Source organism: Phyllobacterium myrsinacearum, from assembly GCF_014138285.1.
Lineage (GTDB): Bacteria > Pseudomonadota > Alphaproteobacteria > Rhizobiales > Rhizobiaceae > Phyllobacterium > Phyllobacterium myrsinacearum_A.
This window is the reverse complement of sequence record NZ_JACGXN010000007.1, coordinates 22,306-37,179: the sequence shown is the minus strand read 5'-3', so window position 1 is coordinate 37,179 and position 14,874 is coordinate 22,306. Positions and strand designations below refer to the sequence as shown.

12 protein-coding genes are annotated in these 14,874 nt (G+C 57.1%); 6 read left to right on the top strand and 6 right to left on the bottom strand.

The features are described 5' to 3' along the window. Window position 1 precedes the first annotated feature (1 nt). The 3 genes from FHW16_RS19150 (at window position 2) to rpmG (ending at window position 2,198) form a co-directional block, all read left to right on the top strand. Window positions 2–745: an NUDIX hydrolase gene (locus tag FHW16_RS19150; RefSeq protein WP_246711857.1), complete on the top strand. Its 744-nt coding sequence runs from the start codon at window positions 2–4 to the stop codon at window positions 743–745. Between the two features lie 8 nt (window positions 746–753). Next, window positions 754–1,923, top strand: a complete 1,170-nt coding sequence (locus FHW16_RS19145) for an MFS transporter (RefSeq protein WP_182550890.1) — start codon at window positions 754–756, stop codon at window positions 1,921–1,923. Window positions 1,924–2,030: 107 nt separating this feature from the next. Continuing rightward, window positions 2,031–2,198: a 50S ribosomal protein L33 gene (rpmG, locus tag FHW16_RS19140; protein ID WP_105735448.1), complete on the top strand. Its 168-nt coding sequence runs from the start codon at window positions 2,031–2,033 to the stop codon at window positions 2,196–2,198. Window positions 2,199–2,378: 180 nt separating this feature from the next. Here the strand turns inward: rpmG and FHW16_RS19135 are convergent, their stop codons facing one another. Together FHW16_RS19135 and FHW16_RS19130 are read right to left on the bottom strand one after the other, a co-directional pair. Next, on the bottom strand, window positions 2,379–3,758 hold the full coding sequence (locus FHW16_RS19135; RefSeq protein WP_182550889.1) for a PleD family two-component system response regulator: 1,380 nt from the start codon (window positions 3,756–3,758) through the stop codon (window positions 2,379–2,381). A gap of 28 nt (window positions 3,759–3,786) precedes the next feature. Next, window positions 3,787–4,158 carry a response regulator gene (locus tag FHW16_RS19130; protein WP_182550888.1) on the bottom strand — a complete coding sequence of 124 codons (372 nt, stop codon included), beginning with the start codon at window positions 4,156–4,158 and terminating at the stop codon, window positions 3,787–3,789. A gap of 302 nt (window positions 4,159–4,460) precedes the next feature. Between FHW16_RS19130 and FHW16_RS19125 the strand changes: the two genes are divergently transcribed. Continuing rightward, window positions 4,461–4,751 (top strand): DUF3572 domain-containing protein, encoded by a 291-nt coding sequence (locus tag FHW16_RS19125; RefSeq protein ID WP_182550887.1) that lies wholly within the window; start codon window positions 4,461–4,463, stop codon window positions 4,749–4,751. Between the two features lie 70 nt (window positions 4,752–4,821). Beyond that, entirely contained in the window at window positions 4,822–6,138 is a 1,317-nt protein-coding gene (locus FHW16_RS19120; RefSeq protein WP_182550886.1) for a DNA polymerase IV, read from the top strand. Between the two features lie 180 nt (window positions 6,139–6,318). Here the strand turns inward: FHW16_RS19120 and dnaE are convergent, their stop codons facing one another. After that, a complete protein-coding gene (gene dnaE / locus FHW16_RS19115; protein ID WP_348643906.1) occupies window positions 6,319–9,819 on the bottom strand; it encodes a DNA polymerase III subunit alpha in 3,501 nt (1,166 codons plus the stop codon). A gap of 146 nt (window positions 9,820–9,965) precedes the next feature. Between dnaE and FHW16_RS19110 the strand changes: the two genes are divergently transcribed. After that, a complete protein-coding gene (locus FHW16_RS19110) occupies window positions 9,966–10,547 on the top strand; it encodes a histidine phosphatase family protein (RefSeq protein ID WP_182550885.1) in 582 nt (193 codons plus the stop codon). 329 nt (window positions 10,548–10,876) lie between these two features. Here the strand turns inward: FHW16_RS19110 and FHW16_RS19105 are convergent, their stop codons facing one another. The 3 genes from FHW16_RS19105 to proS are packed head-to-tail and all read right to left on the bottom strand — an operon-like array spanning window position 10,877 to window position 14,198. Beyond that, a complete protein-coding gene (locus FHW16_RS19105; RefSeq protein ID WP_182550884.1) occupies window positions 10,877–11,563 on the bottom strand; it encodes an ABC transporter ATP-binding protein in 687 nt (228 codons plus the stop codon). Continuing rightward, a complete protein-coding gene (locus FHW16_RS19100; protein WP_182550883.1) occupies window positions 11,563–12,852 on the bottom strand; it encodes a lipoprotein-releasing ABC transporter permease subunit in 1,290 nt (429 codons plus the stop codon). Before FHW16_RS19100 ends, FHW16_RS19105 begins: the two co-directional genes overlap by 1 nt. Further along, window positions 12,849–14,198 carry a proline--tRNA ligase gene (gene proS, locus FHW16_RS19095; protein WP_182550882.1) on the bottom strand — a complete coding sequence of 450 codons (1,350 nt, stop codon included), beginning with the start codon at window positions 14,196–14,198 and terminating at the stop codon, window positions 12,849–12,851. Before proS ends, FHW16_RS19100 begins: the two co-directional genes overlap by 4 nt. Between the last annotated feature and the right edge of the window lie 676 nt (window positions 14,199–14,874).

Sequence of the window (14,874 nt, the reverse complement as noted above, 5' to 3'; positions counted from 1 at the left end):
CATGATGCCATTGAGTGATCTCGACAAATCCGCGTCTGACGAGGCTGCAAAGACAAATGTCCGTCTGCGGCCGCGCGATGCCGCATCGCTTCTGCTCATTGACCGCTCGGGCAAGGATGTGCGCATTCTCATGGGCCGCCGTCACATGCGCCATGTCTTCATGCCGGGGAAGTTCGTTTTTCCCGGCGGGCGCACGGAACGTGCCGATGGCCGGATTGCCGCGATCGGCGAGCTGACACCGGCTGACGAGCGCAATCTGCTGAAAGGCATGGGCACACGCCCCAGCATCCAGCGCTGCCGCGCCCTCGCCCTCTCGGCCATTCGCGAGACCTATGAGGAAGCCGGGCTGTTCCTCGGCAAACGCGCGCCTGCCGCCACGATCAATTACCCTGACTGGGCCGCCTTCGTCGAGCGCGGCATCCTGCCTGATCTTTCCGCATTGCGCTATTTCGCCCGGGCCACCACGCCGCCCGGCCGCACGCGCCGCTTCGATACCCGCTTCTTCATGGCCTTCCGCGACGCGGTGGCCGACAGCCTGCCCGAGGGAACGGGACCGTCGCTTGAGCTTGAGGAACTGTGCTGGCTCCCCTTCAATGAAGCCCTGAAACTGGACATTCCGACGATCACCCGCGCCATTATCCAGGAAGCGCAGGTGGTTCTCGAAGCCAATCCCACGCTGCAACCCGGCCATACCGTCGTTCAGTACGCCATGAAATACGGGCGCTTCGTCCGAGAGGTTTTCTAGTGGATTCCATGCAGCAATCAACGGACACGATCGTCGTCCGGTCATCGTGGCGCGCCCTTGTTGCGGCCATCGCCACGATCAGCGCCGTCGGTGTCGCCATCGGTCTTGGCATTCCGCTGCTTAGCGTCATCCTGGAAAATCGCGGCCACTCCGCCACGATGATCGGTCTGAACGCGGCGGTCGCCGGTATCGCCTCGATCGTTGCGGCCCCCTTCGCCGCCTCCATAGCCGCACGGCTCGGGGTTGTTCCGACATTGCTGATCATGCTTCTGATCGGCGCCTGTTCCTTCTTCGGCTTTTACGTCTTCAGCGATTTCTGGGTCTGGGTTGTCCTGCGCGTCTTCCTGCATTTTGCCCTGACCATGCTGTTCATCCTGTCGGAATACTGGATCAACACCGCTGCCCCGCCGGAAAAGCGCGGGCTGGTGCTCGGGGTCTATGCAACGGTGCTGTCCATGGGTTTTGCACTTGGGCCATGGCTGTTTTCGCGCATCGGCAGCACCGGCATCACTCCGTTCGCCGTCGGCTTCGGTATTATTATCTTTGCCATGCTGCCTGTCCTGCTCGCGTGGAAGGAGAGTCCTGACTTTCACGAAGAAGAGCACGTTCCCTTCGCGCCGTTCATCTGGGCCGTGCCGACGGCAACGGCGGCCGTGTTCGTCTTCGGCGCCGTGGAAACCGGCGGCTTTGCGCTGTTTCCCGTCTACGGCGCACGCATCGGCTACAGCGAGGCGGATGCCGCCCTGCTCCTGACCACGATCGGTCTTGGCAATGTGCTGATGCAGATACCCATCGGCCTGTTGAGCGATCATGTGCAGGATCGCCGCAAGATCCTACTGGTCTGCGCGCTGGTGGGACTGGCGGGCATGTGCATCCTGCCGTTCATTACCGCGAACTGGTATCTGGTGGCCGGGCTGTTCTTCATCTGGGGCGGCGTCGTTGCCGGGCTCTATACGGTCGGCCTCGCGCATCTGGGCTCACAGCTCACCGGGCGCGAACTCGCCTCGGCCAATGCTGCTTTCGTCTTCTGCTATGCTGTCGGCATGCTCGTCGGCCCGCAGGCATTGGGCCTTGGTATGGATGCGATGGGTCCCGGCGGATTCGCCGTGTCGCTGGCAATATTCTTCGCCGGGTACGCGCTTTTGGTCGGCTCGCGGCTGATAAGACGCAGGAACTAGCTTGACTTTTCGGCGGGTGTTGGTACATGTCCGCCTGAATTTCCGCTTATAGCCACGTTGTTGGACTGAACGGCGGTCCTCTTCTAATAAAGACAGGTAAACTGAAAATGGCTAAGGCTGCAAATATCAAGATCAAGCTTCTGTCGACCGCTGATACCGGTTTCTTCTACGTAACGAGCAAGAACAGCCGTACGAAGACAGAGAAGTTCTCTTTCCGCAAGTACGACCCTGTTGTACGCAAGCACGTTGAATTCAAGGAAACCAAGATCAAGTAATCCTGGATTTTCCCGCACGATCAGAATGCCGCCTTCGGGCGGCATTTTTGTTTCCGGGTTGGCAATTCGATTCGCCCTCTTCCCGCCTGATGCGCCTTGGGGATTTGATCCGGCTCGTTCGCAAAACGCGATTTTATCTGGACGAATTTGCTTCAGAGGTTCTCTTTGAATCAACCCGCCCTACGCGGCCTCGGATACAACCTTGTTGCGTCCGGATGCCTTGGCACCGTAGAGCGCCTCATCGGCACGCTTCAGCATATTCTGCACCGTATCATCCTTCGACTGCACACTGGCAATGCCGATGCTGATGGTCACCGGTACGCTGGTGATACCGTCATCGACAAAGAACGGCGTCGAGGCCACTTCCCGCCGGATACGCTCGGCGACGATGGCCGCCATGGTCAGATCCGTATCGGGCATGACGATAAAGAATTCTTCCCCGCCATAGCGGCTGGCAAGGTCGCTGCCGCGCACATTGCGGCGCAGACGGCGGGCAAACTCGCGCAAAACCTCATCCCCGCCATCATGTCCATGGGTGTCATTGATCAGCTTGAACCGGTCGATATCCGTCATCAGGATCGACAGCGGCCGGCGGCGGTCCACCGCACGCTTGAACAGGGTTGCAAGGTGCGTCTCCAGATAGAGCCGGTTGTGCAGACCGGTCAGGCTGTCGGTGACGGCCATCTCGTAGGTTTTGACCACACTGGCGCGCAGGCCGTCATGATAGGCTTTGCGCCGCAGTTGCGTGCGCAAGCGAGCCAGCAATTCGTTGGAATTGAGCGGACGAACCACGTAATCATTGACACCAAGTTCCAGCGCGCGCCGGATCTTCGGCTCCTCGCCTTGATCCGCAACGAATATGATCGGCATCGACCGTGTATTGTCGAGTGAGCGCAACTGCGCACAAATTCGCAAAGGATCGTAATCGGTAAAGCTCGAAGCAATGATAAGGCAGTCATGATTGCCCTGAATGGCGTCGAAAAAACCTGTCTGTGGGTCGGTTTGAACATCGACAGTGCATTCGTCAGCCAGCACCGTTCTGATTCGCTCGACACTGGCAGGCCGCTCGTCGATCAGCAATACCTTGGCATCCCGGCCTATGGCTTCGATACCGCTGGGAAAACGCAGGATGGATTCAAGACCGACGTCGCGGGTGGTTGCCACCCGCAAACGCAGTTCGTCAGTCAGGTTTTTCAAACGCACCAGGCTCTTCACCCGGGCGAGCAGCTGGAGATCATTGACCGGCTTGGTCAGAAAATCATCCGCGCCAAAATTCAGGCCGGTGATCCGGTCCATATCCTGATCGAGCGCCGTCACCAGAATAATCGGAATATGCGCGGTGTCGGGCTGGGACTTCAGCCGGCGGCAGACCTCAAACCCGTCCATACCCGGCATCATGATGTCGAGAAGGATGACATCGACGCTGTTGTTCTCACAGAACTCGAGCGCTTCATAGCCGTTCGAGGCGGTGACGACTTCATAATATTCGGCGCTCAGCCGCGCTTCGAGAAGCTTCACGTTGGCTGGGACATCATCCACGACAAGTATGCGGGCCGTCATAGTTCACTTCTCCGGGAAAACAGACGGGTCATGCATCACCAAGATAGGACTTAATGGTTTCGATGAATTTCGGCACGGAAATCGGCTTGGATATATAGGCTTCACACCCGCCCTGCCGGATACGTTCCTCATCGCCCTTCATGGCAAAAGCAGTGACGGCGATGACGGGGATGACATGCAGGTCGTCATCGGCCTTGAGCCATTTGGTGACTTCAAGCCCGGAGACCTCAGGCAACTGGATGTCCATGAGGATCAGGTCCGGGCGATGTTCGCGCGCCAGGTCGAGCGCCTCGAGGCCATTGCGTGTCCGGATGGTTTCATAGCCGCTGGCTTCGATAAGGTCGCGGAAGAGCTTCATGTTGAGCTCATTGTCCTCGACGATCATAACTTTCTTCACCATTGGCCACTTCCCGTTGATCATGCGTGGTGTGGGATTGCCGCCTTGACAAGGCTCCCACCGCAGCATCATTGAATGGATGCATGTGATAGCGTGTTTTGATTGATGAAAAGGTAACTCTTCATACCAGTCAAAAAATGCTGCAGATCATGTTTAACCAAGGCTTTATTGAACATCTTCTTTTGTAGAGATTCAATTGGTCATTAAGCCCTTTGCTTGCAATGGGGGCTCTACAAGACATCAAATGTGAATATTGTTTTTCAAGGGTGTTCTGATGAACACACATTTCGGGACTGACAGGCAGAATGAAACAGCAAATGAGCCTTGAGGATGCGCAGGACCTTGCGATCAATTCTTTGGTCTTTCTGGCACAGGATAATGAATTGCTTCCACGCTTTCTTGCCCTCACGGGCATTACCGCGGATCAAATTCGAGAGGCCGCACAGGAGCCCGGTTTTCTGGCTGGCGTGCTGCAGTTCTACCTTGCGCATGAGCCAACGCTGATGCGCTACTGCGAGGCAACGCAAACCGCCCCTGCGCAGGTTCAGGAAGCGTTGCGGCAGTTGCCGGGCGGACGGCAGGAGGATGTGTATTGAGGCGTAAACGGCTTGCAAGAGGCGTGTCTCTTCAGTAAGTTCGGTATGTTCTATTTATGTTCCGAGCATCATGGCACCCCTCAACGATCCTGAATTTGGATTCTGCCGCGACTGTCTGACAGCGCAGGCGTCTGCCGGGCGCCGATGCCAGCAATGCGGCAGCCCCCGCCTGCTTCGCCACGCGGAGCTATACAGGCTCTCCATTGCGCATGTGGACTGTGACGCATTCTACGCCTCGGTCGAGAAGCGGGATAACCCGGAACTGCGCAACAAGCCGGTTATCATTGGCGGTGGCAAGCGCGGTGTTGTCTCAACAGCCTGCTATGTCGCGCGCATTCATGGCGTGAAATCCGCCATGCCGATGTTCAAGGCGCTGGAAGCCTGCCCCCATGCGGTGGTCATCAGCCCGAACATGGAAAAATATGTACGCGTCGGGCGCGAGATTCGCCAGATGATGCGCGATCTGACACCACAGGTTGAGCCACTGTCGATCGACGAGGCATTTCTCGATCTGTCCGGCACGCAGCGCCTGCACCATGATCCGCCTGTGCGTGTGATGGCGCAGTTTTCCAACCGGGTGGAGAAGGAAATGGGATTGTCAGTTTCGGTTGGCCTCTCCTATTGCAAGTTTCTGGCAAAGATCGCCTCGGATTTTGACAAGCCGCGCGGCTTTTCTGTTATCGGCGAGGCAGAAACGCCCGATTTTCTGCGTGACAAGCCGGTGACCATGATCTGGGGCGTCGGGAAAGTATTTGCTGCCACGCTGGAAAAGGATGGGATTCGTACCATCGGCCAGTTGCAGACCATGGAACTCGGCGCGCTGATGGGCGCTTACGGCACCATGGGTCAACGGCTCTACCAGTTGTCACGCGGCATCGATACGCGCCGGGTGGAACCCGACAGCGAATCCAAGAGCGTTTCGGCGGAAACGACGTTTAACGAGGATATCGGCAGGCTGGAAGAACTTGTTCCGATCCTGCGCTCGCTTTCCGAAAAGGTTTCGCGCCGCCTGAAGGCAGCCGATATTGCCGGCAGGACAGTGGTTCTCAAGCTCAAGTCGAGCGATTTCAAACTGAAAACCCGCAATCGCCAGTTGGCCGATCCGACACAACTCGCCGACCGGATTTTCCGTACGGGATTGGCACTGCTGGAAAAGGAAATTGACGGCACACGGTTTCGCCTGCTCGGTATCGGCGTGAGCGATCTCAGCGACGACGGACGTGCTGATCCGCTTGATCTTGTCGATGTGCAGGCAACAAAGCGTGCTGTCGCGGAGACGGCAATCGACAAGCTGCGTGGAAAATTCGGCAACAATGCCGTCGAGACAGGCTACACTTTCGGCAAGATCAAGCAACGGACAAGGCCGGTTCCGGACGAGATTGAGTGATTTGATTCAGGTATTTGCTGGGTTTGTTTAAGAGATTGAATCCGGTCCTGCTGCAAAGCCATTGGCTCGTGGTTCGTGGTTCGACAAGCTCACCATGAGGGAGAGTGCGCCTCCTCCCTCATGGTGAGCTTGTCGAACCACGAACCGCGCGTAATATCGATGCAAGCTGGCGTAAAGCGGTTACACCATCTCCACGTCAACCACGCCGGGAATAGCCTTCATGGCGCTGGCGACCTGCGGACCGACGCGGTAGCGCTTCGGCAATTCGATCTCTACCTCGCTCGCGCCGTTCTCCTTGATCAGGATGAGTGAGACGATCTGGCCGTCATTCTGCGGGGCGAGATAGGGTGTAATGGCGTTCAGCGGCTCGCTGGAGCGCATGTAAAGCCGCAAGGCCTTCTGCATGCGCGTGGCTTCATCCTCAAGCGACTGGGCCGTCTGGATACGCAGGCTGATGCCCTCCGGCCGGTCTTCGGCCCCGACAGTTACCACAACGGAACGACCCGGCTCCAGGAGATCGCGATACTGGGCCAAAGCCTCGGAAAAGAGCACGGCTTCAAACTGACCTGACGCATCCGAAAACTGGATGATGCCCATCTTGTTGCCGGTTTTTGTCTTGCGTTCCTGCTTGGCCGTGATGGTTCCGGCAAGGCGTCCGGCATTGGCACCGCGTTTGACTGCGGCGGAGAATTCGGCCCAGCTCTGAACCCGCATCTTTTCGAGAATCGGCCGGTATTCATCCAGCGGATGGGCGGAGAGATAAAAACCTGCCGCTTCAAATTCGCGCCGCAGTTTCTCCGCCGAAAGCCATGGTGCCGCGTTGGGAAGCTGCAATCCCTGCGATCCGCCTGATGCCATGCCGCCGAAAATATCCGCCTGCCCGCTCACACTGTCTTCCTGGGTGCGCTGTGCATGGCCGATGATACGGTCGAGACCGGCGATAAGAGCTGGTCTTTCGCGTCCGAAACAATCGAACGCCCCGGCATTTATCAGGCTTTCAAAGACGCGCCTGTTGACGACGCGCGGATCAATGCGCTCGCAAAAATCCTCAAGGCTGGCATAGGCCGTGTCGCCGCGTTTCTCGACAATATGATCAACCGCCGCCTCGCCGACGCCCTTGATGGCGGCCAGCGAATAGAAAATGCGGTTATCACCCACTTCGAACAGGCGGAAGGAAGTATTGACCGAAGGCGTAACGACTTCGATGCCCAGACGCAGCGCTTCGCGGCGGAAATCATTGAGCTTGTCCGTGTTCGCCATATCGTAGGTCATCGATGAGGCGAGGAACTCAACCGGATAATGCGCCTTCATATAGGCAGTCTGGAATGATACGATCGCATAGGCGGCGGCGTGCGACTTGTTGAAGCCATAGTCGGCGAACTTGGCCAGCAGGTCGAAAATGAAGTTGGCCTGCGGCTTGGTCACACCGCGTTCCACAGCACCATCGACGAAGCGCTCGCGCTGCTTGTCCATTTCCGCGCGGATTTTCTTACCCATGGCGCGGCGCAGAAGATCGGCTTCGCCCAGCGTATAGCCGGACATTTCCTGCGCGATCTGCATCACCTGTTCCTGATAGATGATGACGCCCTGGGTTTCCTTGACGAGATGGTCGATCTTCGGATGGATCGACGCCATCTCCTCGTCGCCGTTCTTGCGCGCATTATAGGTCGGGATGTTTTCCATCGGGCCCGGACGATACAGCGCTACAAGCGCGATAATGTCCTCGATCCGGTCGGGTTTCATGCCGATCAGCGCCTTGCGCATGCCGGTACTTTCCACCTGGAACACGCCGACAGTCTCGCCGCGCGACAGCATTTCGTAGCTGAGCTTGTCATCCAGCGGCAGATTGGACAAATCCACGACAATGCCGCGCCGTTTGACCAGATTGACGGCGGTCTGCAGCACGGTCAGAGTTTTCAGTCCGAGAAAGTCGAATTTGACCAGTCCGGCCTCTTCCACCATCTTCATGTTGAACTGCGTCACCGGCATGTCGGAACGCGGATCGCGGTACATCGGCACCAGTTCGGACAGCGGACGGTCACCGATGACGATACCGGCGGCGTGGGTCGAGGCGTGGCGGTAAAGCCCTTCCAGTTTCAGCGCGATGTCGAGGAGGCGCTCGACAACCGGCTCCTTGTCGCGCTCTTCGCGCAAACGTGGCTCGTCCTCGATGGCTTTTGCCAGCGTGACCGGATTGGCCGGATTGGCCGGAACCATCTTGGTCAGGCGGTCCACCTGTCCATAGGGCATCTCCAGCACGCGTCCGACGTCGCGCAGCACGGCGCGCGCCTGCAGTGTTCCGAAGGTGATGATCTGCGCCACCTGATCGCGGCCGTACTTGGCCTGAACATAGCGGATGACCTCGTCGCGCCGCTCCTGACAGAAATCGATGTCAAAGTCGGGCATCGAAACGCGGTCGGGATTGAGGAAGCGTTCGAACAGCAGGGAAAAGCGCAGAGGGTCCACATCGGTGATCGTCAGCGCATAGGCGACAAGGGAGCCCGCACCGGAGCCACGGCCCGGACCCACAGGAATATCATGGGCTTTCGCCCATTTGATAAAGTCGGAAACGATAAGGAAGTAGCCCGGATATTTCATCCGGGTGATGATCGAAATCTCGTATTCCAGACGTTCGGCATATGCTTCGGCCGTGTGGCCATCGGCCATGCCAAGCGTTGCGATGCGGCTTGCCAGGCCTTCCCGGGCCTGCCGGGCCAGTTCGTCGGCTTCTTCCTGGAGGGCGGCTTCGGGATCGTCGCTTTCTCCGGTGAAGCGCGGCAGGATCGGCGCACGGTTCTTCGGATAGTAGGAGCAGCGCAGTGCGATTTCGACCGTATTTTCCAAAGCCTCGGGCAAATCGGCAAACAGCGCAACCATCTCGTCTTCAGTCTTGAGATAATGGTCCGGTGTCAGTCGGCGGCGATCATCGATGGAAAGCAACGAACCGGCCGCAATGGCAAGCAGCGCATCGTGTGCCTCATAATCCGCGCTCTTGGAAAAGAACACGTCATTGGTGGCAACCAGAGGCAGTCCAAGCTCATAGGCAAGCTCGATATGCGTCGCTTCCAAAGCGCGGTCATAACCACGATGGCGTTGCAACTCGACATAAAGCCGGTCGCCGTAGAGCGAGCGCAGAAGGATCAGGCGCTGGCGTGCGCGATCAATACGGTCATCCTTGATTGCCTTGGCGATCGGCCCCTCAGGACCGCCTGAGAGCACAATGATTCCATCGGAAAGCCCCGGCAGCCAGGATGCCGCAACGTGCACCGGATCACCGGCAGGTGTTTCCAGATAGGCACGGCTGACAAGCCTGACGAGATTGGCATAACCTGCCTCTGTTGCAGCCAGCAGCACAAGCGGCGCAAGGCCAAGCGCTTCGCGCCGGTTGGCGCTGCGGCTTTCCTCGGCCTGATCGTGAAAGGCGATATCGAGCTGGCAGCCGATAATCGGCTGCAAACCTGATTTCGAGCCCTTCTGGGCAAATTCGAGCGCACCAAACAGATTGTTGGTATCGGTAATGGCAATGGCGGGACTTTTGTTGGCAACGGCCAGATCAATGACCTTGGCGACCTGCAGCGCGCCTTCCAGCAGGGAATAGGCGGAATGCACCCGCAGATGGACGAAACGAAGCGCCAGCTTTTCCGCGTTGCCTTCGCCGAGTCTGCCCTGTCCGTCTGCCACTGTATCTATCTCCAGAAATTCCGGTGAACGCGCTGATTCACCACCCGCGCATTCTCGGGCAACCACCCAGGAGTGTCCACCTATACTTTGGTGACTGGATCGTGCGACTGTGAACAACCTGTCATGCGCTAGCGAAAGGCCTGTGAATGAGCAACGCATATCCCGAAATATATCTGGTCCGGCATGGTCAAACCGAATGGAGCCTTTCCGGCCAACATACGGGCAGGACCGACATACCGCTGACGCCTGCCGGCGAAGCGGCAGCACGCGCGCTTGCGGGCCGCCTGCACGACCTTTCCTTTTCGGCCGTATGGTCGAGCCCGTCACAACGCGCATCGAAAACCTGCGCCCTCGCCGGATTCGGTTCAGACCGCATCGTCAAGGATGATCTGGCGGAGTGGGATTATGGTGCCTATGAGGGCATCACGACCAAGGCAATTCTTGCAGAACGCCCCGGCTGGCAGCTGTTTCGCGACGGCTGTCCCGATGGCGAATCCGCCCGGGATGTCGGGGCACGTGCCGACCGGATCATCAAAGAGATCCGCGACGCCAATGGCAGAATTCTTATCTTTTCAAGTTCGCATTTCCTGCGCGTCCTTGCGGCCCGCTGGCTGGGCTTGCCGCCCGAAGGCGGCTCGCTTTTCGTTCTGGATACCGCCAGCGTCAGCGTTCTCGGCTATGAACACGATCTGACTGAACCGGTCGTTCGCAGATGGAACCATACATAAGCACGGGTAGAAAGACCGGGATCGCCGATCGCGCCGTCACGATCCCGATTTTTCTAGATAACGCTGACCCACATTGCGAATGTCGCAATAAACAGACTGACTGTAACGAATGACATGACATCCTGGAAAAGTTCGCTCATCGGTAAAACCCTTCTTCGTTTGCTCTATGTCTCTGTTTTGTTCTTTTTTTGTTCCAAAGTCAAGCGTGCAAAACACACCATCAGCGCTATGGTTGTTGATTTCTTAACAGAGGGTAAAACAGACGCGGGACGGCCCAGGATACAGCCTGCAAGCGGACGCAGCCTTAGGCTGCGTCCGCTGCATCAGGGTCAGGAGACCGTGACGATCTTGCCGTCTTTCAGTGTAACGCGGCGATCCATACGGCGGGCAAGTTCCTGATTGTGCGTGGCGATCAACGCTGACAGGCCGGACTGGCGCACGAGTGCCTCCAACGCCTCAAACACATAGGAGGACGTCACCGGATCAAGATTGCCGGTAGGTTCGTCTGCGAGCAGCACAAGCGGGGCGTTGGCAACCGCGCGAGCGATAGCCACGCGCTGCTGCTCACCACCGGAGAGTTCGGACGGGCGATGCGAGGCGCGTGCCCCCACCTTCATGTAGTCAAGCAATTGCTGGGCCCGTTCGGACGCGACACGCGGTTTCATGCCACGAATCATCTGCGGCATCATCACATTTTCAAGCGCGGAAAATTCCGGCAGGAGATGATGAAACTGATAGACGAAACCGACATCATTGCGGCGAATGGCCGTGCGCTCTTCATCGGACAGCGAACCACAGGCACGGCCGTCCAGAATCACGTCGCCATTATCAGGCCGTTCAAGCAGACCCGCCGTGTGCAGAAGCGTCGACTTGCCGGCACCTGATGGGGCGACAAGTGCCACCATTTCACCCTTGCCGAGGGAAAAATTGGCATCATCGAGGATAACGAGTTCCCGGTCGATCTCATTGTACCGGCGGCCGACACTGGTCAGCTGAAGAATAGGCCCGGCTGACATTATTCGTACCTCAAGGCTTCAACAGGATCGAGCTTGGCTGCACGCCAGGCGGGGAAAAGCGTTGCCAGAAATGAAAGGACAAGCGCCATCAGAATAACCGTGAAGGTTTCGTTGAAATCCATCTTGGCGGGCAATGTGCTCAGGAAATAAAGTTCAGGGTTGAACAGGGTCGTACCAGACAACCACGAGAAGAACTGCCGGATACGCTCGACGTTCAGGCAAACGAGGACACCGAGGGCCACGCCGGCAATCGTGCCGGTGACACCGATCGCTGCGCCCGTCATCAGGAAGATACGCAAAACGGAGTTTCGCGTCGCGCCCATGGTACGTAGAATGGCGATATCGCGTCCCTTGTCCTTCACCAGCATGATCAGGCCGGAAATGATATTGAGGGCCGCGACCAATACGATCAGCGTCAGGATCATGAACATGACATTGCGCTCGACCTGGAGTGCCGAGAAGAACGTCACATTGCGCTGGCGCCAGTCGGTGAGCATCAATGGACGCTGTGCAGCATCCTCGATGGGTTTTTTCAACGCGTCGACATTGTCAGGGTTATTGGCAAAGATCTCGATGGATTGGACCTTGCCTTCCTGATTGAAATAAAGCTGGGCCTCATCCAGCGGCATCAACGCGATCGACGCGTCATATTCGGACATGCCGATCTGGAAAATGGCCACAACGGGATAGGATTTGACACGAGGCGAAACACCGAGCGGCGTCACGTCACCGTCCAGCGACATCAGCGTCAGCTTATCACCAATGCCCAAGCCCAGATTTTCCGCCATACGCGTGCCGATGGCTACGCCGCCTGCCTTGTCAAAATTGGCAAACGTACCCTGTTTGACGTTCTTTGCGACGAGTTGCAGCTTGTTGATATCCTCTTCACGCAAGCCGCGCACGAGCGTCCCGGTGCCCTGCCCGACATTGCCCTGTCCAAGCACCTGCCCCTCGATGACAGGGATGGCAAAGGAAACGCCCGGGACCGCATCGATGCGCTTGATCACGTTGTCATAATCGTCAAGCGGCCGATCCATGGGCTGCATGATGACATGGCCATTGATGCCGAGAATACGTGTCAGCAGTTCGCTGCGGAAGCCGTTCATCACAGCCATGACGATAATGAGCGTCGCCACGCCCAGCATGATGCCGGTAAAGGAGAAACCGGCAATCACCGAAATAAACGTTTCCTTGCGGCGGGCGCGCAGATAGCGCCACGCGATCATCCGTTCATAGGCAGAGAACGGCCTGGGACCCGGTTGTACAGCAGTGACGGCCGGTTCAGTCATAGAGTTCCAGCCTGAATGTCAGTGGGGCCTGCAAGCTTGTTGATTGCAGCTTCAATGCTCAGGGTTTCACGCTCACCCGTTGCGCGATCCTTGATTTCGACTTCGCCGGCAGCAACACCGCGCGGACCGACGATCACCTGCGTCGGCAGGCCGATCAGATCCATCTTGGCAAACTTCGCACCCGGCCGGTCCTCGGTATCGTCGAGGAGAGGCTCAAGACCGGCATTGGTCAAGGCTTCGTAGATCTTGGCGGACGCCGCATCGCAACCTTCGTCACCCGGCTTCATGTTGACGATACCCGCGCCGAACGGTGCAACGGATTTCGGCCAGATGATGCCGTTCTCGTCATGGGAAGCCTCGATGATCGCCGCGATGACACGCGACGGTCCGATACCATAGGACCCCATGGAAACCATATGTTCCTTGCCATCAGGGCCGGTGACCTTGGCACCCATGGGCTCGGAATACTTGGTGCCGAAATGGAAAATATGGCCAACCTCGATGCCGCGTGCGGCGAGCTGCTCGGATGAGCCAACCTTATCCCAGGCTGCTTCATCGTGCATTTCGTCCGTCGCCGCATAGGGCGCCGTCCATTTGGTCACGATATCGGCGATCTGCGCGTCATCATCGAAATTGGTATCCGCACCGGGAACCGGCAGATTGAGATAAGCACGGTCGCAATAGACCTGACTTTCACCTGTCTCTGCCAGAATAATGAATTCATGGCTAAGGTCGCCGCCGATGGGTCCCGTATCGGCCCGCATGGGGATGACCTTGATGCCGAGACGCGAGAACGTCCTGAGGTAAGCCACAAACATGCGGTTATAGGCCGCCTTCGCCCCTTCGAAATCCAGATCGAAGGAATAGGCATCTTTCATCAGGAATTCGCGTGAACGCATGACGCCGAAGCGCGGACGGCGCTCGTCGCGGAACTTCCACTGGATATGATAAAGATTGAGCGGCAAGTCCTTGTAAGACTTCACGTAAGCGCGGAAAATCTCGGTGATCATTTCCTCGTTGGTCGGGCCGAACAGCATTTCGCGGTCGCCACGATCCTTGATGCGCAGCATCTCGTCGCCATAGGCGTCATAACGGCCGCTTTCACGCCACAGATCAGCGGACTGGATCGTCGGCATCAGCAATTCGATCGCGCCGGAACGATTCTGTTCCTCGCGAATGATATTGGATACCTTATTGAGAATACGCAGCCCTGCCGGCAGCCAGGCATAGATGCCGGCCGATTCCTGACGGATCAGGCCGGCACGCAGCATCAGCCGGTGCGAGACGATTTCCGCCTCTTTAGGATTCTCTTTCAGGATAGGCAGAAAATAACGGGAAAGCCGCATTGAGATCACCAAATTGAAACACAGCCTGAATGCTTGAAGAATCAGGCAAAACCAAGTGCAAAGTTAGCGTATAATCCAAAAATCGTCGCTGATTTCCGGAAAGGATCATGCGCCACCACAAGTGTCGTTGCGCCCAGCACAACCCTTGTGAATCCGCGACGCAGCAATGTTTCTTAGCGGCTTAACGGCGGGTTGGGAACCCGCCAACGCCAAATGACACGCCTCAGATTTGTGACACTTTTGTTACGTTGCCAGATTTGTAAGCAAAAAATGACTGTATCGAATATTTTTCGTGACATTTCGAAGGCAGTCCGCTATTTTTTTAATCATAATGAGAAAGTAAGAATAATTCTGCTTTCCAGCGCGGTCAAAGTCTTGGGAGGATGTGACCCTGGCGCGGTAATACGCAGCCACCACGCAAGTGGAATAGGGTCAGACGCGATCTAACAATGCAAGGCGAAAGCCTTGCATTTTTTTTGTCTTGTCGTGAGAATACAACGGGTTACCAAACGATTTTAAACTTGAATTATTATACAGCTATTCTTGATCAGACTATTACGATGCTATCTTCGAACTACTTGCGCACCCCATACATCCTCCACACTGGCGATTTCCGTTGAGGATTTGATTTTCTGTGTCCAGACTAATGAATCCAAAACTGCAGAAACCGCACCGC

What these genes read in the sequence shown, in the direction of transcription:
- FHW16_RS19150 (WP_246711857.1), top strand. Translation starts at nt 2, where the DNA reads ATGATGCCATTGAGTGATCTCGACAAATCCGCGTCTGACGAGGCTGCA.
- FHW16_RS19145 (WP_182550890.1), top strand. Translation starts at nt 754, where the DNA reads ATGCAGCAATCAACGGACACGATCGTCGTCCGGTCATCGTGGCGCGCC.
- rpmG (WP_105735448.1), top strand. Translation starts at nt 2,031, where the DNA reads ATGGCTAAGGCTGCAAATATCAAGATCAAGCTTCTGTCGACCGCTGAT.
- FHW16_RS19135 (WP_182550889.1), bottom strand. Translation starts at nt 3,758, where the DNA reads ATGACGGCCCGCATACTTGTCGTGGATGATGTCCCAGCCAACGTGAAG.
- FHW16_RS19130 (WP_182550888.1), bottom strand. Translation starts at nt 4,158, where the DNA reads ATGGTGAAGAAAGTTATGATCGTCGAGGACAATGAGCTCAACATGAAG.
- FHW16_RS19125 (WP_182550887.1), top strand. Translation starts at nt 4,461, where the DNA reads ATGAAACAGCAAATGAGCCTTGAGGATGCGCAGGACCTTGCGATCAAT.
- FHW16_RS19120 (WP_182550886.1), top strand. Translation starts at nt 4,822, where the DNA reads ATGGCACCCCTCAACGATCCTGAATTTGGATTCTGCCGCGACTGTCTG.
- FHW16_RS19110 (WP_182550885.1), top strand. Translation starts at nt 9,966, where the DNA reads ATGAGCAACGCATATCCCGAAATATATCTGGTCCGGCATGGTCAAACC.
- FHW16_RS19105 (WP_182550884.1), bottom strand. Translation starts at nt 11,563, where the DNA reads ATGTCAGCCGGGCCTATTCTTCAGCTGACCAGTGTCGGCCGCCGGTAC.
- FHW16_RS19100 (WP_182550883.1), bottom strand. Translation starts at nt 12,852, where the DNA reads ATGACTGAACCGGCCGTCACTGCTGTACAACCGGGTCCCAGGCCGTTC.
- proS (WP_182550882.1), bottom strand. Translation starts at nt 14,198, where the DNA reads ATGCGGCTTTCCCGTTATTTTCTGCCTATCCTGAAAGAGAATCCTAAA.